This window comes from Streptomyces sp. NPDC037271 (assembly GCF_055603605.1).
Window position 1 is genome coordinate 510,663 of sequence record NZ_JBVJVN010000001.1, and the last position, 18,363, is coordinate 529,025.

Here is an 18,363-nt window from a genome sequence, read left to right on the forward strand (position 1 = left end):
ATCGGTCCGCGTACTCGATCCGCGTGCTCAGCCGCCCTGAGTACTCGCGCGCACCGCCGCCTCCACGATGGCCTCCAGTTGCTCGTGGTGCGCGCCCTTCCAGTACGCCCGCCCGCACGCGCGGCACTGCGCGAACACGTCGTACGACCGTTCGGTCCCGCCCTTGAGCTGGTCCGCGACTTCCTCCTTGGTGGCCTGCTTCAGCAGCCCGTTGCAGGCGGTGCACCTGGTCCAGGGGCGCAGCTCGGGCCGGAACCGGTCCAGGACCTCGCGGAGCTGGTCGTCGGGGCGGTTGCTGTAGACGTAGGCGCCGGCCCACAGTTCGCGGCGGCGCAGCAGCCCGCGGTCGCGGCTGAGCATGACCCGTTTCTCGTCGGCCGACAGCGCGGCGAGCGCCGGGTCGCCGAGGTCCGTCGACTCGTACGCCGTGTCCACGCCGAGCAGCCGCAGCCGTCGGGCGAGGGTGCCGAGATGCACGTCGAGCAGGAAGCGCAGGGGCGCGCCCGGAACCCGCTGCGGGCGTTCGACGGCCCGGACGCTGACCGACTCGCCGCCGCTGGGAACGTGTCCGCGCGGCACTTCGCGGCCGTCCACGAGGAGCGTGCCCACCTCGGTCAGCGGGACGCCGAGGGACTCGACGACGTGGCCGAGCGTGGAGACGCCGTCGGTGGTGGCGCGGGCGGCGCCGGTGGGGCGGGCCCGCGGGACGAACAGGTGCAGTTCGGGGGCGAATTCGACGCGGATCTCGGGACCGTTCACCGGGTCAGGATGCCATGGGGCAGGGGGGCGGCCTCAGCCTTTCCGGGGAGTCGGCGTCCGTGCTCCAGGACGTCCGGGGCGCGTGCGGCCAGGTCGGCCGGATCCTTCTCGTGGTGGTGCTCGGCCCGGTACCGCCGGGCCGCGGGAGCGGTCGGCGGGGGAGCGGGGGAGCGGGGAAGCGGGGGCGTGCGGCCGTCATGGGGGTCGTTGCCGCGGATGGGCTGCCCGCGGGGCGCGGGCTCTACCGTCCGCGGCCCGCCCCGCGCGGGCGCGGCCGGCCGCGACGCGCCCGCACGGGGCGCCCGCACGGGGCGCACCGGGCCTTCGACGGCGCGTCTAGTAGGCGACCAGCGAGATTCCCACGTAGTGCGCGATGAAGGCCGCCAGCGTGAAGGAGTGGAAGACCTCGTGGAAGCCGAACCAGCGCGGTGACGGGTTGGGCCGCTTGAGGCCGTAGATCACGCCGCCCGCGCTGTAGAGCAGTCCGCCGACGATCACCAGGACGAGGACGGCGATGCCGCCGGCCCGCATGAACTCGGGGAGGTAGAAGACGGCCGCCCAGCCCATGGCGAGGTAGCACGGCGTGTACAGCCAGCGCGGGGCCCCGACCCAGAAGACGCGGAAGAGGATGCCCGCGGCGGCGGCGGCCCAGATGCCCCACAGCAGCCACTGGCCCTTGGCCTCCGGCAGCAGGAGCATCGTGAGCGGGGTGTAGGTGCCCGCGATGATCAGGAAGATGTTGGCGTGGTCGAGGCGGCGCAGTACGCCGTCCATCCGCGGGCTCCAGTCGCCCCGGTGGTAGAGCGCGCTGACGCCGAAGAGCAGACAGGCCGTGAGGACGTAGATCCCGCAGGCGATGCGTGCTTCGGTCGACTCGGCGAGGGCGGTGAGGACCAGACCCGCGACGAGGACGGCCGGGAACATGCCGAGATGCAGCCAGCCGCGCAGCTTCGGCTTGACCGGATGCGGCAGGGAGAGCGCTACGGGACCGCGGCCGGCGGCCGGCGTGTCCCTGGGCGCGTCGGAAGCGGACGCAGTCATGGGCGCATCGTACCTACGGGACCGTAAGTTACGCATCAGTACGGACGTTCGTGGTCGCTGAGTGGTCATCGTCTCACGGGGTACCCGGCCGCGCACCCCCGAAAAACTCCGGCGCGGGCACGTGGCGATCCTCACTCCGCTCAGGTGTGACGCCCTCTGGACAGATGGGCGCTCTCGTCGGATGATCAAATGAGTGCGGTCGACACCGGATGAGCGCCCAAGAGGTCATCGTCACGCATCCGGGTCGCAGCCCCCACGGGGCCTCCCAACCAAAAACCCTCATTTAGGAGCAATCGTGGCGCGCGACATCGCTGCTCCCCCCGTCCCCACCGACCACCAGGAGCTGATCTCGTGGGTGAACGAGATCGCCGAACTGACCCAGCCGGACGAAGTGGTCTGGTGTGACGGATCCGAGGCCGAGTACGAGCGCCTGTGCGGGGAGCTCGTCGACAAGGGCACCTTCCGCAAGCTCGACCCGATCAAGCGCCCCAACTCGTACTACGCGGCCTCCGACCCCTCCGACGTCGCGCGCGTCGAGGACCGGACCTTCATCTGCTCCGCGAAGGAGGAGGACGCCGGCCCGACCAACCACTGGAAGGACCCCGCCGAGATGCGGGAGATCTTCACGGGTGAGAAGGGCGAAGGGGGCCTGTTCCGCGGCTCCATGCGCGGCCGGACCATGTACGTCGTGCCCTTCTGCATGGGCCCCCTCGGCTCCCCGCTGTCCGCGCTGGGCGTCGAGATCACCGACTCCGCGTACGTCGCCGTCTCCATGCGCACCATGACCCGCATGGGACAGCCGGTCCTGGACGAGCTCGGCGACGAGGGCTTCTTCGTCAAGGCCGTGCACACCCTCGGCGCTCCCCTGGAGGAGGGCCAGGAGGACGTCCCGTGGCCGTGCAACTCCACCAAGTACATCTCGCACTTCCCCGAGGACCGCGAGATCTGGTCCTACGGCTCCGGCTACGGCGGCAACGCCCTGCTCGGCAAGAAGTGCTACGCCCTGCGCATCGCCTCCGTCATGGCCCGCGACGAGGGCTGGCTCGCCGAGCACATGCTCGTGCTGAAGCTGACCCCGCCCACCGGCGAGCCCAAGTACGTCGCCGCCGCCTTCCCGTCGGCCTGCGGCAAGACCAACCTCGCCATGCTGGAGCCCACGATCTCCGGCTGGACCGTGGAGACCATCGGCGACGACATCGCCTGGATGCGCTTCGGCGAGGACGGCCGCCTGTACGCCATCAACCCCGAGGCCGGCTTCTTCGGCGTCGCGCCCGGCACCGGTGAGCACACCAACGCCAACGCGATGAAGACCCTGTGGGGCAACTCCGTCTTCACCAACGTCGCCCTCACCGACGACGGCGACGTGTGGTGGGAGGGCATGACGGAGGAGACCCCGGCCCACCTCACGGACTGGAAGGGCAACGACTGGACGCCCGAGTCCGGGACCCCGGCCGCCCACCCCAACGCCCGCTTCACCACCCCCGCCGCCCAGTGCCCGATCATCGCGCCGGAGTGGGAGGACCCCAAGGGCGTGCCGATCTCGGCGATCCTCTTCGGTGGGCGCCGCGCCACCGCCGTACCGCTGGTCACCGAGTCCTTCGACTGGAACCACGGCGTCTTCCTCGGCGCCAACGTGGCCTCCGAGAAGACCGCCGCCGCCGAGGGCAAGGTCGGCGAGCTGCGCCGCGACCCGTTCGCCATGCTGCCGTTCTGCGGCTACAACATGGGCGACTACATGGGGCACTGGATCGACGTGGCCAAGGACAAGGACCAGTCCAAGCTGCCCAAGATCTACTACGTCAACTGGTTCCGCAAGGACGACGAGGGCAGGTTCGTCTGGCCGGGCTTCGGCGAGAACGGCCGCGTCCTGAAGTGGATCGTGGAGCGCCTGGAGGGCAAGGCGGACGGCGTCGAGACCCCGATCGGTGTCCTGCCGACCAAGGAGTCCCTGGACACCGACGGCCTCGACCTCGCCGACGCCGACCTGGACTTCCTGCTCAGCGTCGACAAGGAGGTGTGGCGCGAGGAGGCGGCGCTCGTCCCCGAGCACCTGAACACCTTCGGCGACCACACACCCGCCGAGCTGTGGGACCAGTACCGGGCCCTGGTGCAGCGCCTGGGCTGACGTCCCCCGCAGTCTCCGCGGCCGGTCCGACTAGCCCTGACCCGCGAAGTCGTCACGAAGGCCGGCCGCGAGGGGGTCTCCCTCCGCTCCAGTAGCTCGTAGTACCCCGGAGCGCGGGGGAGGTCCCGCTCGGGCCGGGTCGCCGCACAACGGCGTGCGGAGGACCCGGCCCTTCGACGTACCCGGACTTCGGCGTGCCCGGGCCCTCGGTGTATCCGGCCTTCGGTGTGCCCGGGCCCTCGGTGTATCCGGCCTTCGGTGTGTTCGGCCTTCGGTGTGTCCGGACTTTCGGTGTGTCCGGCCTTCGGCGGGTCCGGACTTCGGCGTGCCCGGCCCTCGGCGTGTCCGGACTCGCCCGGCGCCGGTCAGCCCGAGCGGTCCTCCAGGTACCGCGTGTGGGACTCCTGCCGCCGGGCCTCGGTCTCCCGCAGCTGCTGCGCCAGCCGCTCCGCCTCCGCGTGCAGCAACTCCAGCTGACGCACCAGGTGCTGCTCCGGAGGCATCTGCCCCGGCGTCAGCCGCGTCCACCAGCGGGTGCGGACGTAGGCGTCGACGGCTTCCGGCACGTCCTGCCGTACCGCTCGCGACAGTATGTGGACGGCCTCCGGGTCCTGGGCGAGGATCTCGGTCGCCCACCCGGGATCCAGCAACGCGGCCAGCAGCTCCGTCAGTTCGTCGAGCCGGCCCCGCGCGGTGGGCGGCAGATCGACGTCCGCGAGATAGTCCCGCAGCCGTTCGAAGTCCGCCCGCACCTCGTCCAGCTGCGCGGACGGGTCGGGGAACTCGGGCGGCGCGGGCCGCTCGGGCGGGGCGATCAGCGCGCCGGCCCCGTACAGCCCCACCACCACGACCGGCCAGTACGGGCCCGCCACGCCCGTGAACGTCAGCACCAGCCCCGCCAGCCCGCCCGCGCCCCCGGCCAGGTTCTTGCGGGACTCCAGATACGCCATCGCCCTACTGGTAGCCACGGATCTCCTCGAACGCCCCGTCGAGCGAGCCCTGCCCGTCGAACAGCCGGCCGCCGGTCAGCTCGGCGATGTGCTCCAGCTCCGCGCGGTCGGAGTCACCGAACAGGATGGGGAAGACGGGGGTGTTCCTGCGGTCGCCGGACAGCCCCCGGTAGAAGGAGTCGAAGTCGCCCGCCTCGGCGCCGGCCGTGTTCTCGCCGTCCGTCATCAGCACGATCGAGGTGAACGTGTCCTCACCGGTGCCGAGGTGGTCGTAGGCCTTCTCCAGGGACGTGTAGATCGCCGTGTCGCCCTCGGCCCGCAGTGCCGCGGTGTCCCGGCGGATCGCCTCCAGCCCCTGCTCCGGGGCGTCCGGCTCGACGACATGGGTGCGCACGCTCTTCACCGCCGACCCGAACGGCATCAGGGTGACCTCCTCCCGGTCGCGGAAGTCCCCGGTGAGCCGGGTCAGCGCCTGCTTCAGCCGGCTGAGGCGCTCGCCCTCCATCGAGCCGGAGGTGTCGAGGACGTACACAGTCCGCGAGGGGCGGCGCAGTTCGTTCTCGTAGGCGTCGAGCAGGCCGTCGGCGACCGAGAGGTCGCCGGGGAAGGGCAGCTCGCGCCGCCTGCTCGTGTCGAGGCCGGCCGCCGGCGGCACGGAGGCGACGACCGGCCGGCGGAACGTACGGTCGGTGATCAGCCGCTGCACACCGTCCGTGCGCAGCGCCTCGGCCACCCGGCGCACGTCGTCGCGGGTCTCCTGGTCCGTGGCGGCGAGCGACGACAGCGGGTAGTCGGCGGTGACGACACCGTCCTTCGGGCGGATCACCGTCAGGTCCTTGAACCCCTTCAGGACGGATTCGTAGTTGAGGAGCGCGTCGATGTCACCGCGGCGGGAGTAGGCGCCGGCCAGCCAGCCCGACGAGCCCGAGGTCAGCTTCTGCCCCTGGAAGAACTCCTTCAGCCGCGGGCGCGCCTTCGTCACGTCGGCGTCGGTGAGCGCGGACTGGGCTCCGGAGAGCGCCGAGGCGACCGAGACCAGCGTGGCGAAACCGGAGTTGGAACGGGCCGGGTCGGTCATGCCGTAGCTGAGCTCCCCCTCCCGCACGGCCCGGTCGACCTGGGACCAGGTGACGTCCTCCGGCTTCCAGCCCAGCCGCCGCACGGTGGCCGGCTTGACGCCGATGGCGACCGGGCTGGACATCACGGGTGTCTCCGAGACGACCTTCTCCGCCGCCTCCGGGCGCAGCCGCAGATAGTCGTTGGAGGACAGCCACACCGCGTCGTACCTGCCGTCCGCCTTCCCCGTGGCCAGCATGTCCACGGCGTCGAGGGTGCCGATCCAGGTCGGCCGGACGGTGACGCCCGTGTCCTTCCCGACCTGCTCCAGCACCGCCGTCATGTCGCTGAGTTCGCTGGAGGCCAGGACCCGCAGGGTGCCCGGCTCGGCGGAGTGCGGGTCCTTCTCCTTCTCCTTCTCCGGTGCGGCGGTGCACGCGCCCAGCAGGGCCGCGGTGGCGGCGAGCAGCGCGGCCAGGGACCGTCGTCTCATCCGAGCCCCCCTTCCAGCGCGCCCTGCGACCGGCTGCGCTCCAAGTAACTGCTTGCGTGCTGGAGTTCGGAGGTCAGGTTCTCCACCGTCACCGCCATCGCCTCGGTCGCCCGCACCTTGTAGGTGTCGATGGTGTCGAGGGTGCGGTAGATCTGCTGGAACGCGGTCCGCAGGGTCTCCGCCCCGACCGCCGGGTCGGCGGCGATGCGCTGGATCTCCCCGCTCTGCGTCGCCAGCATCTCCGCGTTGCCCCGGATCAGCTCCTCGGTGGTGCCGCGCAGCGCGTTGACCTGCTCGACCACCTTCTTCTGGTGGTCCAGCGCGGACGCCAGCATCACGGAGATCCGCAGCGCCGACACCGTGGTGGTGGCCGCCCGGTCCACGCCCTTGATCAGCTCGTCGTTGTTGCGGCGTACGACGTCCATGGCGAGGTAGCCCTGCGCGCCAACCGCGAGCTGGGTGAGCAGGTCCTGGTGCTTCTGCCGGACGGGGAAGAGGACGTCGGCGCGGAGCGAGTCGGCCTGCGCGGGGTCGGCCGCCTCGACGCCGGCGATGTGCTGCCCGACGGCCGTGTCCAGGGCCTCCGTCAGGACGACGTACTCCTGGAGCTTGCCCATGGTCTCCCACAGCCGGACCCGCTCCGTCTGCAACGCCGCGTTGTCGCGGCGCAGTTCGTCCTGTCCGCCCCGCAGGGAGCCCACGATCTGGTTCAGGGTGCCCTGCGCGGAGGCGTACGTGGCGACGTGGTCGCGCAGCTTGTTGCCGCCCGGCAGCCGGGAGAGGAACGTGCGGCCCTTGTTCGCGGGCAGGTCGCGCGGGTCCAGGTCCTCGACCACGCGCCGCAGTTCCACGAGCGACCCGGCGACCTTGGACTGGGCGTCGCCGCCCTTGTCGGGCAGGCTGCGGACCGTGCGTTCCAGCATGCGGTTGGACTGCGCGGTGGCGGTACGCATCTCGCCGGCGCCCAGTGCGGTGATCTCACCGACCTTGCCCGCGAACTCGGGGGAGCGGGCGTCCAGGGCGGCCAGCCCCTCGACGTACGCGGCGGCCTTGGCCGCCATGCCGGCGCGCACGCCGTCGTCGACGGGCACGAGCCCGCCGGCCTTCTCCCGCGGCACGGGCGTGACGGCCTCGGGCGGTGTGAGGACGAAGTCGCCGTCTGCGCTGCTGTTCATCGGTTGCTGTTCCCCCCTTATCCGCGCGCCCGTCGCGCCAGTTCGCGCAGCACCGCGGAGGTGGGCACGGGCGCCTGGCGGACGCCGGTCAGTCGCTGCTTGAGGTAGGCGGTGCGGCCCACGGCGGCCGCCGCGAACTCGGCCACGTCGCCCTGCGGGCGGAAGCCGTGCCGCACGGCCAGCTTGCGCAACGTCGGGTCGTCGCCGAGGAGCTCGGCGAGCCCCCGGCCGTTCTCGGTGAGCGGGACGACGGTGTGGTCGCTGTTGACCGTGGTGTCCGGGTAGAGGACGACGAGGTCGTCCGCGTTCTGCTGCTCGTCGAGGAGCGTGGCCACCTGGGACTCGTAGACGAGGACGAGTGGGTTGCCGGCGCCGCTGACGAAGTCCCGGAACGCGGCGTCCGTGCCGGTCTGCTGGGCGCCCTGGACGCTGACCAGCTTGCGCAGCAGGGGAGCGGCGCGCTCGACGTCGGCGTCGCTCGCGACCACCTTGCCGCCGCCTGCGACGTAGGAGGCGGCGGCGAGGTACAGCGCGCCGGAGTTCGAGCTCTCCGGGTCGGTGCTGGAGATGTAGAGGGTGCCGGTCAGCTCCCCGTACTTCCCGGCCCCCTCGAGCTGCTGCCAGGTGCGGTCGCGCCCGGCCGCGTCGAGGTAGGCCTCCATCTTCAGCGTGCCCGGGTTCTCCTCGTCGAGCTCGGCCAGCCCGTTCGCGGCCAGCACCTCGGCGGCCCCGCGGCGGGACACGACGACGAGGGGCGAGTAGAACGGGCGCGGGAGCATCCCCCGGACCTTGTACTTCTCGGCCAGTTCGACGGCGGGCGCCCGGCTGGACGGGAAGGCGAGGTCGTACCCCTCGAGGTCCAGCCCTTCCATGGCCCAGGACCCGGAGGTCTCGGCCTCGACGGTGTAGCCCTTGGCGGCGAGGGCCTCCACCACGTCCGGATCGGCGAAGAACTCGGCCTTCTCCGATCCGATCACCATGCGCACGGTCTTCGTTGCCGTGCCCGTCTCCTCGCTGTCCCGGCCCGCGACGACGGCGGCCACCACGCCACCGATCAGCAGCACCGCGAGGACGATTCCCATAATTCGTCTCACCCCCGGAGCATCCCCGCGGAACCCAACGTTCCCCGGCGGCCCGGGTGAACGGACGGTGTCCGGGTCATACCGGTATGTAACAGGAGCCAGCCACTCCGCCCTCCGGCCAGCGGCTCCGCGGCTCGGATCAGCAGGCGCTCCACGCCCGGTCGGCGAACCTCTTGAAGGCGTCCTCGGCGCCGTCCCCGGCGATCCCGTCGATCGAGTAGTCGTGGTTCCGCCGTGCTGGTTCACGGGGCGTCCTGCGACGTCCCTCTGTCGGTACCGCTCCGGGGGCGGCCGGTCGCCGGAGCGCAAGCGCGCGGGGCAAGCGGTACACGCCTCGCATCGGGGTGCCGGCCGGGCGCGTTCAGCCGGCGGCGTTGCCGCGGATGAACGTCGACACCGCGTCGGACACGAGTGAGTCCGTCACCTCGGGTTCGAGGCCGCCGCCGGCGATCAGGTTCGCGAGGCCTTGGGCCCACGAGTACAGCAGCAGCCCGTAACGCTCGGGGTTACCCGGGGCGAGCGCGCCCTCGGCCACGCCGTCGCCGATCAGGTCGTACACCACCGCCAGGGCTTCGGCCGCCGCCGGCAGCCGCGCCTTGTCCCCGTACGGCTTCGCGGAGAACATCAGGTCCAGCAGCACGGGCCTGCTGTTCGCGAAGGTGATGAACCCGGCTATCACCGCCCGCAGCCGCTCGCCGAAATCCGGACCGGCACCGTCGCGTGCAGCTTTCAACTGCGCGCCCAGGCGGCCGAAACCCCGCTCCGCCAACGCGGCCAGCAACGCCTGACGGTCGGCGAAGTGGGCGCGCGGCGCCGCGTGACTGACCCCGACGACCCGCGCCAGCTCCCGCAGCGACAGCTGCTCCGTCCCGGACCTCTCGACGTTGCGCTCGGCCGCGTCGAGCAGCGCGGCGCGCAGGTTGCCGTGGTGGTACGGGCGGGCTTCGTTGGGCACAGGCAGATATTACCCGCATCTTGTCGTTGCCAAGTTTCTTGACAGTGTCTAGATTGGCGCCATGAGCGAATCCCACGCCACTCACCTTCCTGATCTCTCCGGCGGAACGGTGATCGTCACCGGTGCGAGCGGCGGCCTCGGGCGCGAGACCGCGCGAGCGTTCGCCGCCGCCGGGGCCCGCGTCGTGCTCGCGGTGCGCCATGTCGACAAAGGGCGAGCCGTCGCCGCGGAGCTGTCCGGACGGACCGAGGTCCGCGCGCTCGATCTCGCCGACCTCGCTTCCATCCGGCGCTTCGCCGATGACTGGCAGGGCGAAATCTCCTTGCTGGTCAACAACGCCGCCACCATCTACCCGCCTGAGCTGACCCGCACCAAGGACGGGTTCGAGGCGCAGTTCGGCGTCAACCACCTCGGTCACTTCGCCCTGACGCAGCTCCTGCGTGAGCACCTCACCGGTCGCGTCGTCTCGATCTCGTCCGTCGCCCAGGCGGCCCGTCTCGACCTCGACGACCCGAACTGGGAGCGCAGGAGCTACCACGCTTCCCGCGCCTACAACGAGTCGAAGCTCGCCGTCATGCTGTTCACCTTCGAACTGCAGCGACGGCTCACGGCGGCGGGCTCGGAGGTCCTCGCCACCGCCGCGCACCCGGGCTGGGCGGCGACCGGCGCCCTGTCGGGCGCGCGCGGCTTCGCGCATACGCTGATGCGGCTGAGCACTCCCCTGTTCGCGTCGTCGGCGGCGGCCGGCGCGCGGCCGACCCTGTACGCCGCCACGGCCGACATCCCCGGCGGTACCTATGTGGGGCCCGGTGTCCTGCAGATGTACGGCGCGCCCAAACCGGTGCAGGCCCCGAAAGCGGCCCGCGACCCCGAGCTGGCGCGCCGTCTCTGGGAGGTCTCCGAGCAGCTCACCAAGGTGTCGGTGCGCGACTGAGGTCTCACCGCCCCGACGGGTCGTGCGGCTCGACGAGGCCGTAGCGGTGTCGCGGGCGCACCGCGTGCACCCGGCTCCGTGTCCGTCCTGGAGATCCGGACCTCACCGGCCGGGTCGGTGCGCGACGGCGCCGACGGGGTGCTGCGCGGCTCGGCGGCCGGGCTGACGACGACCGGCGCGAGCTCGTTCAGCGTGCAGGACTTCGGCCTCACCCGCCCGAACACCGAGTTCGGCTCGGTCCTGGGCGGCTGACGCCCCGCGACGCGGACTGAGGGACGACTACCGCGGGCCGCGGCCCGCGGTAGTCGTCCCTGCAACGCTCTCCGGCTCAGGGCGGCGCCCGGTGGAAACGGACGCCACTGACACCGCGCCCCGGCCCGGGACAACGCCGCCGTCCGACGGCCCCTCCCTCACCTCGCACCACACGGTCTTGTGGCTGGGCCCCTGCGTCACGCCCCACCTCACCGTCAGCGCGTCCAGCAGCGCGAGCCCACGCCCCGACTCCTCCTCGACACCCACCGCCGCCCGCAGGACGGGCAGCGCACGCGGGTCGGGATCGGTGACCTCCAGGCGCGTAGGCCCGCCGCCGTCGCACCACACCCGGACGGTGACGGGAATGCCCTCGCCGAGGTGCTGGATCACGTTCGTGACCAGCTCGCTGGCGCAGAGCTGGACGTCGGCGCCGTAGTCGCGCAGGGCACGGCGTACGGCGGACAGCTCGGCCGGTGCCGCGAGCAGCTCCAGGGTGGTGACCGGTCGCATCACACGGCCCCCTTGCGGAGGGCGGCGGTCAGGGCCTGGGCGGTGAGGAGGTTGCAGTTGCCGAGCGCGATCAGCGGCCGGGTGGGGCAGCGGGCCGCGAAGGTCGGCAGGTCGACGCCGAGGGACGGCAGGGTGATGCCGTGCGAGGCGAGCGCCGCCCGCAACTCCTCGGCGCAGGCGTCGGCTTCGGTGGGGCTGTGCATGGGGGGTGGAGCTGCTCGTCTCTGAGTGCGTATGAGTGTGTTCTGGCGTGTGTGAGTGAGTGGGTGTGGTCCGTGGGCTGCGCTTTGTTGCGTCTGGGGGAACGGGAGTCCGTGTGTCGAATGGGTGACCTTTGACTGGTCTGCTCGTTGGGTGTGGTGAGCGGGTTTTCAGGGTGTGGCGCTTGAACGGGGGTGCATGGTGGGTGGTCTGCGGAAGCTTGCGGCGCCGTTCGTCGCGCGGGGCCCGTCGGGGGTTGCGGTCCGCACCCGGCTCAAGCAGCTCACGGTCGCGGATGTGGAGGTGCTGCGGCGGGTGGGCGCGCATCTGGGGACGCTGGCCTCGGGTGATCTGAAGGCGCGTTGCCGGGACGGCCTGGGGCATGATGCCGAGGGGTGGGCGGTGCGCAAGCGGGAGCTGACCCCGCAGTCGTCGGCCCGGTGGGCAGGCTCGATCACGAAAGCCACACACGATCAGTGGGCGTTGGCCCGCCGCTGTCAGCGTGCCCACCTGCAGTCCCTGGAGGCAGGGGTGCGGGCCGTGCGGCAGCGGTTGTCGCTGCCGGTCGGTTCGAAGGGTTCGGAGAAGGCCCCGGGTGGTTACCGCAGTCGGCGGGAGTGGCATGCCAAGGCCCGCCGCCTGCACGTACTGGAGACCCGGCTGGAGCACGCGCGTGCGGACTGGGCGGCCGGGACCGTGCACGTCGTCCGGGGCGGCAAGCACCTGGCCCACACCCGGCACCACCTGCCCGCCGCCCGGCTCACCGAGGCCCAGTGGCGTGAACGCTGGGAAGCGGCACGCTGGTTCCTGCAGGCGGACGGGGAGAGCGGGAAACGGTTCGGCAACGAGACGATCCGGGTCAGCCCGGACGGTGAAGTCAGCATCCGACTCCCCGCCCCGCTCGAAGGGCTGGCCAATGCTCCGCACGGCCGGTACGTCCTCACCGGCCGCATCCGGTTCGCGCACCGCGGGCAGGAATGGGCCGACCGCGTGACAGCCAACCGGGCCGTCGCCTACCGCATCCACCACGACACGACACGCGGACGCTGGTATGTAACGGCGTCCTGGCAACAGCCCGTCACCCGCACACTCCCCCTGGCCGCTGCACTGGCCGACGGTGTGATCGGCGTCGACATGAACGCCGACCACCTCGCCGCCTGGCGCCTGGACACCCACGGCAACCCGGTAGGCAGCCCCCGGCGCTTCTCCTACGACCTCACCGGACCAGCCGAACACCGTGACGCGCAGGTCCGCCACGCCCTGACCCGGCTCCTGCACTGGGCCCGGGCCTGCGGCGTGACAGCGATCGCCGTCGAGGACCTCGACTTCACCGCCGAGACGACCCGCGAGAAACACGGCGGCAGGAAACGGTTCAGGCAGCTGATCTCCGGCATGCCCACCGGCCGCCTCCGCGCCCGCCTGACCTCCATGGCCGACCAGATCGGGATCACGGTCATCGCCGTCGACCCCGCCTATACCTCGAAGTGGGGCGCCCAGCACTGGCAGAAACCCCTCACCAGCCATACCCGTAAGACGACCCGGCACGATGCCGCGAGCATCGCGATCGGGCGACGCGCCCAGGGCTATCCGGTCAGGCGTCGGACGGCACCGCCCCGCACCCACCAGAGCGATGGATGCGGGCATCGGACCGTCCAGGCCCCACCAGAGGCTTCTGGGCGTGAGGGACCCCGCCCCCGTGTTCCCGGACCACGGACACGATCCGTGAAACCGGACACGGAGCGAAAGCGGGCGACCAGGACACCCAAAACCGTTCGGGATGTCCGCAGTGTGCAGGAATGGGTCCAGCACTCACTCCTGCACACTGAATAGGAACGGTGTGTGGCGCCCGGTCCGCGCGTCGCTGCGGGTGCACGCGGACCGGGGCCGTTCGAGGGGAGCCCGGGTGGGCTCAGTGGGACGCGAGGGTGGGCGGCTGCAGGGCCGCGGTGTGCGCGTCCATCCGTTCGGCGGCGAGGATCGCGGCCGACGTGTCGGCGCGGGAGGCGGCGACGACCAGGGCGCGGCCGGCGCGCGAGTGCGCCCGCCGGTGCAGGGCCGCCGCGTTCGGCGTGCGGCCCTTCGCGGTCGCCGACGCGCGGGCCGGCGTACGTCCTCCCCGCAGGCGGGTCACCTGCTCGGCGAGCCGCTCGGCCGCGGCGTCCAGATCGGCCGAGGGTGCCGTCGCGCGCAGCTCGTCGGTGACGGTGAGCAGTGCGGCGAGGTGGCCCGCGAGCTGGATGTCCAGCTCTTCCTCACGGGAGCGGTGGGGGAAGTCGTGGGGGGTGCCGGCCATCGTGCTGTGGACCGACTTGGCACGGATCGGTTCGTACATGGATGGCCTCCTGGGTGCTAACAGGAATCCATCCTAGCTTAGATTCTGTCTAAAGTTGATTCGTTGACGAAAGGGCAGGTCTCAGGGCTGCCCGTAACCGTCCAGGAACCGGCCGATACGGCCCACCGCGTCCCGCAGATCGGTGACCGAGGGGAGCGTGACGACCCGGAAGTGGTCGGGTTCGGGCCAGTTGAAGCCGGTGCCCTGGACGACCATGATCTTCTCGCGGCGCAGCAGGTCCAGGACCATCCGCCGGTCGTCCTTGATCTTGAAGACGTCGGGGTCCAGGCGCGGGAAGAGGTACAGCGCCCCCTTCGGCTTCACGCAGCTCACGCCCGGGATCTGGGTCAGCAGCTCGTACGCCGCGTCCCGCTGCTCGCGCAGCCGGCCGCCGGGGAGGACCAGGTCGTTGATCGTCTGGCGTCCGCTGAGCGCCGCGACCACTCCGTGCTGGCCCGGCATGTTGGCGCACAGGCGCATGTTCGCCAGGGTCGTCAGGCCCTCGATGTAGGAGTCGGCGTGGGCGCGCGGCCCCGAGATCGACATCCAGCCCACCCGGTAGCCGGCCACCCGGTACGCCTTCGACATGCCGTTGAAGGTGAGGGTGAGCAGGTCGGGCGCGACGGAGGCGGTGGGGACGTGCCGGGCGTCGTCGTAGAGGATCTTGTCGTAGATCTCGTCCGAGCAGACCAGCAGGTTGTGCCGTCGGGCGATGTCGGTGAGGCCCTTGACGACCGCCTCGTCGTAGACCGCGCCGGTCGGGTTGTTCGGGTTGATGACGACGATCGCCTTGGTGCGGTCGGTGACCTTGCGCTCCACGTCGGCGAGGTCCGGCATCCAGTCGGACTGCTCGTCGCAGCGGTAGTGCACCGCCGTACCGCCGGAGAGCGCGACGGCCGCCGTCCACAGGGGGTAGTCGGGCGCGGGGACGAGCACCTCGTCGCCGTCGTCCAGCAGGCCCTGCATCGCCATCACGATCAGCTCGGACACGCCGTTGCCGATATACACGTGCTCGACGTCGGTCTCGATGCCGAGGGTCTGGTTGTGCATGACCACGGCGCGGCGGGCGGCCAGCAGGCCCTTCGCGTCGCCGTAGCCGTGCGCCGTCGAGGCGTTGCGGAGGATGTCCTCCAGGATCTCGGGCGGACACTCGAAGCCGAACGCCGCCGGGTTGCCGGTGTTCAGCTTGAGGATCCGGTGACCGGCCGCTTCCAGCCGCATCGCCTCCTCGAGCACCGGGCCCCGGATCTCGTAACAGACGTTGGCGAGCTTGGTCGACTGGATCACCTGCATGCCTGGGAGCTTACGGCCCGGTATCGCCCCGCGGGCCGTGTCGTCCGCCACGTGGAACGCGTCGCTCCGGATGAGTGGGTGCGCGCGTCGGCCCGGGCGCCCCTCGTGTTCCCCGGTGCGCGGCCCTGTCGGGGCCGTCTCCGTAGCCGTCTCCGTAGTCGTCTCCGTGCGCCGACGGAGTGAACGGCGTGCCGGACGGTGCGGATCCGGCCGACGGGCCGTCGTCCGCGCCCTCGGGCGGTGTCTCCACCACCTCCACACCGGCCCTCCCCACGGCGCCCCCCGCCGCCTCCACGGGGACGGGCGACCCTGGTCCGGGAGGCGTCGGCGACCGGCCGGGCCGCGGGGCGGGCCGGAAACGTCCCAGGTGGGCGTGGGTGCGGCGGTCGTCCGGGCCCGAGAGGGCGGTGCCGCGCACGGTGTCCGCGGCGGGCCGTCCGGGCGCTTGTGTCCGGCGCCGGCGGCCCGCGCCCCCACGGCGGCGCCGGTCGTCGCAAACGGACCTTGCCCCCTCGCCGTCCGCATGATGACAATGCGCATGACAATCCCAGGGCGGCCGGAGGGTTTCCGGCCGCCCGACGTCGCAAGAGGGGACCCCCATGAGAAAACCTCTCGTCGTCGCGCTCTGCGCCCTGGCCCTGGCCGGGGCGGGCGCGGCACCCGCGGTCGCCGCCGCGCCCGCCCCCACGGGCGCGGACACGACCACGGACGCGGGCCCGGCCACGTTGACGGACGCCGTCAACGACGTGGTCGGTACCGCGGCGGACACCCTGTCCGGCCTCACCGCGCCCAGGGCCGGCGCGGTCAACTTCGCCGGCACCGTCTCGCTCAGCAACTGCTCCGGTTCCGTCGTCCGCATGCCCGACTCGGCGGCCGACGACCCGGCGCTGGTGCTCACCAACGGGCACTGCCTGGAGAGCGGCTTCCCGGCGCCCGGCCAGGTCCTCGTCGACCGGGCGTCCAGCCGCACCTTCGGGCTGCTGAACGCCTCCGGGACCAGGGTCGCCACCCTGCGCGCCGACCGGCTCGTGTACGCGACCATGACCGACACGGACGCGGCGGTCTACCGGCTCCGCACGACGTACGCGCAGATCAGGAGCTCCTACGGGATCGACGCGCTGACGCTGAGCGGGACCCGGCCGACGGCCGGCACGGCCATCAGCGTGGTCTCCGGCTACTGGAAGCGGATATACAACTGCTCCGTCGACGGGTTCGCGTACCGCATGAAGGAGGGCGACTGGACCTGGAAGGACTCGGTCCGTTACACCTCCGCCTGCAACACCATCGGCGGCACCTCCGGCTCACCGGTCGTCGACAGCGCCACCGGCGCGGTGGTCGCCGTCAACAACACCGGCAACGAGAGCGGCGAGCGCTGCACGGTCAACAACCCGTGCGAGGTCGACGAGAACGGCCGGGTCACCGTCCGCCAGGGCATCAACTACGCCCAGCAGACCTACCTGTTCCCCGCCTGCTTCGGCGTGGACAACAGGCTCGACCTCGGGGCGAGCGGCTGCGCCGTGCCCAAGCCGTAACGGGACGGGCCCGCCCGGACCGTTACGGCCTGGGCGGGCCGGGGCGGTCGGTCAGCGGGGCGTCCTGCGGACCGACCGCCCCGCCAGTACGTCCGTCCGCCGTCCGTCCTCCATCACGAAACGCCCGTCGACCAGCACGTACGGGATGCCCGTCGGCAGCCGCCGCGGTTCCTCGTACGTGCTGCCCGCGGCGACCGTCGCCGGGTCGAAGAGCACCAGGTCGGCCCGGTACCCCTCGCGGACCAGCCCCCGGTCCGGCAGCCGCAGCCGGGCCGCCGGGCGCGAGGTGAGGTGGGCGACGCACTCCTCCAGCGACAGCACGCCCAGCTCGCGCACGTAGTGGCCCAGGTAGTGCGGGAAGGTGCCGTAGGCGCGCGGGTGCGGCTTGCTGCCCTGGAGGATGCCGTCCGAGCCGCCGGTGTGGACGCGGTGCCGCATGATCGCGCGGACGTTCTCCTCGTGGCCGACGTGCTGGAGGATGGTCGGCGCCAGCCGGTCGGTCAGCAGGAGGCGGCGGGCGACCGTCCACGGGGTCTCGCCGCGCAGCCGCGCCGACTCCAGGACCGTACGGCCGACGTACTCGGCGAGGGCCGGCTCGGTCACGCCGGAGATCTCGATCGTCTCCCACTCCACGGGCACGCCGTGGCAGCCGTCGGAGCCGGTCTCCTCCATGTGGTGCCGGATGCGTTCGGCCGTGTCGTCGTCCGCGAGCCGCCTGAGGATCCGCTCGGGGCCGCCCTCGCTCGCCCAGCTCGGCAGCAGCGCCACGAGGGTGGTGCAGCCGGGGGTGTAGGGGTAGGTGTCGAGGGTGATGTCGGCGCCGGCCGCCAGCGCGCCGTCGAGGAGCGTCAGCAGCTCGGGCGCCCGGCCCTTGTTGACGCCGAAGTTCATGGTGGCGTGCGCCAGGTGCAGCGGGCAGTCCGCCTCCCGGGTCAGCTCGATCATCTCCTCGTACGCGCGCAGCGCCCCGGCCCCGTACGAGCGGTGGTGCGGGCAGTAGTAGCCGCCGTACGACGCCACCACCCGGCACAGCTCGGTCAGCTCGGCGTCCTTCGCGTACATGCCCGGCGTGTACGTCAGCCCGGACGACATGCCGACCGCGCCCTGCTCCATGCCCTCGGCGACCAGCCGCCGCATGTGCTCCAGCTCGGCGTCGGTCGCCTCCCGGTCGTCCCAGCCGACCGCGAGGGCGCGCACCGTGCCCTGCGGTATCAGGTAGGCGGCGTTGACCGCGATGCCCGCGTCGAGCCGGTCCAGGTACTCGCCGACCGACCGCCAGTCGAAGTCGATGTCGTCGCCGGGGCCGTTCCACCCGGCGATGGCGCGGCGCACCTCGCCGAGGGTGCGGTCGTCGACCGGCGCGTACGACAGCCCGTCCTGGCCGACGACCTCCAGGGTGACGCCCTGCGCGGCCTTGGCGCTGTGGTCGGGGTCCCGCAGCAGCGCCAGGTCGCTGTGGGCGTGCATGTCGACGAAGCCGGGGGCCAGGACCAGGCCCTCGGCGTCCAGCTCGCGGCGCGCCTCGGGGCGCTGGCAGCCGGCGGCCGCCGCCTCCTTGACGATCGAGACGATCCGGCCGCCGTCGACCACGACGTCGGCCCGGTACGAGTCGGCGCCGGAGCCGTCGACGACGTCCGCGTCCCTGATGACCAGCTCTTCCATGCCCAGCTTCT

The 18,363-nt window shown here is 72.0% G+C and carries 17 protein-coding genes; 5 read left to right on the forward strand and 12 right to left on the reverse strand.

Annotated elements, in window-relative coordinates:
* Positions 1-27 precede the first annotated feature (27 nt).
* On the reverse strand, positions 28-759 hold the full coding sequence (locus ACZ7G3_RS02440) for a Mut7-C RNAse domain-containing protein (RefSeq protein WP_470922899.1): 732 nt from the start codon (positions 757-759) through the stop codon (positions 28-30).
* A gap of 336 nt (positions 760-1,095) precedes the next feature.
* A complete protein-coding gene (gene trhA, locus ACZ7G3_RS02445; RefSeq protein WP_426597030.1) occupies positions 1,096-1,800 on the reverse strand; it encodes a PAQR family membrane homeostasis protein TrhA in 705 nt (234 codons plus the stop codon).
* 295 nt (positions 1,801-2,095) lie between these two features.
* On the opposite strand from trhA, the gene ACZ7G3_RS02450 reads away from it, so the two are divergent.
* Positions 2,096-3,925, forward strand: a complete 1,830-nt coding sequence (locus tag ACZ7G3_RS02450; protein WP_470922900.1) for a phosphoenolpyruvate carboxykinase (GTP) — start codon at positions 2,096-2,098, stop codon at positions 3,923-3,925.
* A gap of 365 nt (positions 3,926-4,290) precedes the next feature.
* Here ACZ7G3_RS02450 and ACZ7G3_RS02455 read toward each other — a convergent pair whose 3' ends face one another.
* From ACZ7G3_RS02455 to ACZ7G3_RS02475, 5 genes are all read right to left on the reverse strand, one after another.
* The gene (locus tag ACZ7G3_RS02455) at positions 4,291-4,893 is read right to left on the reverse strand and encodes a hypothetical protein (protein WP_470922901.1); all 603 of its coding nucleotides are present in this window, start codon (positions 4,891-4,893) and stop codon (positions 4,291-4,293) included.
* On the reverse strand, positions 4,880-6,424 hold the full coding sequence (locus ACZ7G3_RS02460; protein WP_470922902.1) for a vWA domain-containing protein: 1,545 nt from the start codon (positions 6,422-6,424) through the stop codon (positions 4,880-4,882). The genes ACZ7G3_RS02455 and ACZ7G3_RS02460 overlap by 14 nt, the downstream gene beginning before the upstream one ends.
* Positions 6,421-7,599, reverse strand: a complete 1,179-nt coding sequence (locus ACZ7G3_RS02465) for a toxic anion resistance protein (protein WP_470922903.1) — start codon at positions 7,597-7,599, stop codon at positions 6,421-6,423. Before ACZ7G3_RS02465 ends, ACZ7G3_RS02460 begins: the two co-directional genes overlap by 4 nt.
* A gap of 17 nt (positions 7,600-7,616) precedes the next feature.
* Positions 7,617-8,693 (reverse strand): hypothetical protein, encoded by a 1,077-nt coding sequence (locus tag ACZ7G3_RS02470; RefSeq protein ID WP_470922904.1) that lies wholly within the window; start codon positions 8,691-8,693, stop codon positions 7,617-7,619.
* A gap of 349 nt (positions 8,694-9,042) precedes the next feature.
* The gene (locus ACZ7G3_RS02475) at positions 9,043-9,636 is read right to left on the reverse strand and encodes a TetR/AcrR family transcriptional regulator (protein WP_470922905.1); all 594 of its coding nucleotides are present in this window, start codon (positions 9,634-9,636) and stop codon (positions 9,043-9,045) included.
* A gap of 61 nt (positions 9,637-9,697) precedes the next feature.
* Between ACZ7G3_RS02475 and ACZ7G3_RS02480 the strand changes: the two genes are divergently transcribed.
* Both ACZ7G3_RS02480 and ACZ7G3_RS02485 read left to right on the forward strand, forming a co-directional pair.
* On the forward strand, positions 9,698-10,570 hold the full coding sequence (locus ACZ7G3_RS02480; protein WP_470922906.1) for an oxidoreductase: 873 nt from the start codon (positions 9,698-9,700) through the stop codon (positions 10,568-10,570).
* A gap of 78 nt (positions 10,571-10,648) precedes the next feature.
* Positions 10,649-10,822, forward strand: coding sequence for a hypothetical protein (locus ACZ7G3_RS02485; RefSeq protein ID WP_470922907.1), 174 nt, complete (start codon positions 10,649-10,651; stop codon positions 10,820-10,822).
* A gap of 27 nt (positions 10,823-10,849) precedes the next feature.
* Here ACZ7G3_RS02485 and ACZ7G3_RS02490 read toward each other — a convergent pair whose 3' ends face one another.
* Both ACZ7G3_RS02490 and ACZ7G3_RS02495 read right to left on the reverse strand, forming a co-directional pair.
* On the reverse strand, positions 10,850-11,332 hold the full coding sequence (locus ACZ7G3_RS02490) for an ATP-binding protein (protein ID WP_470922908.1): 483 nt from the start codon (positions 11,330-11,332) through the stop codon (positions 10,850-10,852).
* Positions 11,332-11,535, reverse strand: coding sequence for a hypothetical protein (locus tag ACZ7G3_RS02495; RefSeq protein ID WP_426526262.1), 204 nt, complete (start codon positions 11,533-11,535; stop codon positions 11,332-11,334). The genes ACZ7G3_RS02490 and ACZ7G3_RS02495 overlap by 1 nt, the downstream gene beginning before the upstream one ends.
* Positions 11,536-11,734: 199 nt before the next feature.
* Here ACZ7G3_RS02495 and ACZ7G3_RS02500 point away from each other — a divergent pair, with 199 nt between their 5' ends.
* Positions 11,735-13,363 carry a nuclease/transposase family protein gene (locus ACZ7G3_RS02500; RefSeq protein WP_470923186.1) on the forward strand — a complete coding sequence of 543 codons (1,629 nt, stop codon included), beginning with the start codon at positions 11,735-11,737 and terminating at the stop codon, positions 13,361-13,363.
* A gap of 79 nt (positions 13,364-13,442) precedes the next feature.
* On the opposite strand, the gene ACZ7G3_RS02505 is transcribed toward ACZ7G3_RS02500, so the two are convergent.
* On the reverse strand, positions 13,443-13,865 hold the full coding sequence (locus tag ACZ7G3_RS02505; protein ID WP_426597012.1) for an SCO4983 family protein: 423 nt from the start codon (positions 13,863-13,865) through the stop codon (positions 13,443-13,445).
* 81 nt (positions 13,866-13,946) lie between these two features.
* Complete coding sequence (locus tag ACZ7G3_RS02510) at positions 13,947-15,158, reverse strand: pyridoxal phosphate-dependent aminotransferase (RefSeq protein ID WP_426523796.1); 1,212 nt, start codon at positions 15,156-15,158, stop codon at positions 13,947-13,949.
* Positions 15,159-15,757: 599 nt separating this feature from the next.
* Between ACZ7G3_RS02510 and ACZ7G3_RS02515 the strand changes: the two genes are divergently transcribed.
* A complete protein-coding gene (locus tag ACZ7G3_RS02515) occupies positions 15,758-16,690 on the forward strand; it encodes a S1 family peptidase (RefSeq protein ID WP_470922909.1) in 933 nt (310 codons plus the stop codon).
* 51 nt (positions 16,691-16,741) lie between these two features.
* On the opposite strand, the gene ACZ7G3_RS02520 is transcribed toward ACZ7G3_RS02515, so the two are convergent.
* On the reverse strand, positions 16,742-18,352 hold the full coding sequence (locus tag ACZ7G3_RS02520; RefSeq protein WP_470922910.1) for an N-acyl-D-amino-acid deacylase family protein: 1,611 nt from the start codon (positions 18,350-18,352) through the stop codon (positions 16,742-16,744).
* Between the last annotated feature and the right edge of the window lie 11 nt (positions 18,353-18,363).

What these genes read in the sequence shown, in the direction of transcription:
- trhA (WP_426597030.1), bottom strand. Translation starts at nt 1,800, where the DNA reads ATGACTGCGTCCGCTTCCGACGCGCCCAGGGACACGCCGGCCGCCGGC.
- ACZ7G3_RS02460 (WP_470922902.1), bottom strand. Translation starts at nt 6,424, where the DNA reads ATGAGACGACGGTCCCTGGCCGCGCTGCTCGCCGCCACCGCGGCCCTG.
- ACZ7G3_RS02465 (WP_470922903.1), bottom strand. Translation starts at nt 7,599, where the DNA reads ATGAACAGCAGCGCAGACGGCGACTTCGTCCTCACACCGCCCGAGGCC.
- ACZ7G3_RS02480 (WP_470922906.1), top strand. Translation starts at nt 9,698, where the DNA reads ATGAGCGAATCCCACGCCACTCACCTTCCTGATCTCTCCGGCGGAACG.
- ACZ7G3_RS02490 (WP_470922908.1), bottom strand. Translation starts at nt 11,332, where the DNA reads ATGCGACCGGTCACCACCCTGGAGCTGCTCGCGGCACCGGCCGAGCTG.
- ACZ7G3_RS02495 (WP_426526262.1), bottom strand. Translation starts at nt 11,535, where the DNA reads ATGCACAGCCCCACCGAAGCCGACGCCTGCGCCGAGGAGTTGCGGGCG.
- ACZ7G3_RS02505 (WP_426597012.1), bottom strand. Translation starts at nt 13,865, where the DNA reads ATGTACGAACCGATCCGTGCCAAGTCGGTCCACAGCACGATGGCCGGC.
- ACZ7G3_RS02510 (WP_426523796.1), bottom strand. Translation starts at nt 15,158, where the DNA reads ATGCAGGTGATCCAGTCGACCAAGCTCGCCAACGTCTGTTACGAGATC.
- ACZ7G3_RS02515 (WP_470922909.1), top strand. Translation starts at nt 15,758, where the DNA reads ATGAGAAAACCTCTCGTCGTCGCGCTCTGCGCCCTGGCCCTGGCCGGG.
- ACZ7G3_RS02520 (WP_470922910.1), bottom strand. Translation starts at nt 18,352, where the DNA reads ATGGAAGAGCTGGTCATCAGGGACGCGGACGTCGTCGACGGCTCCGGC.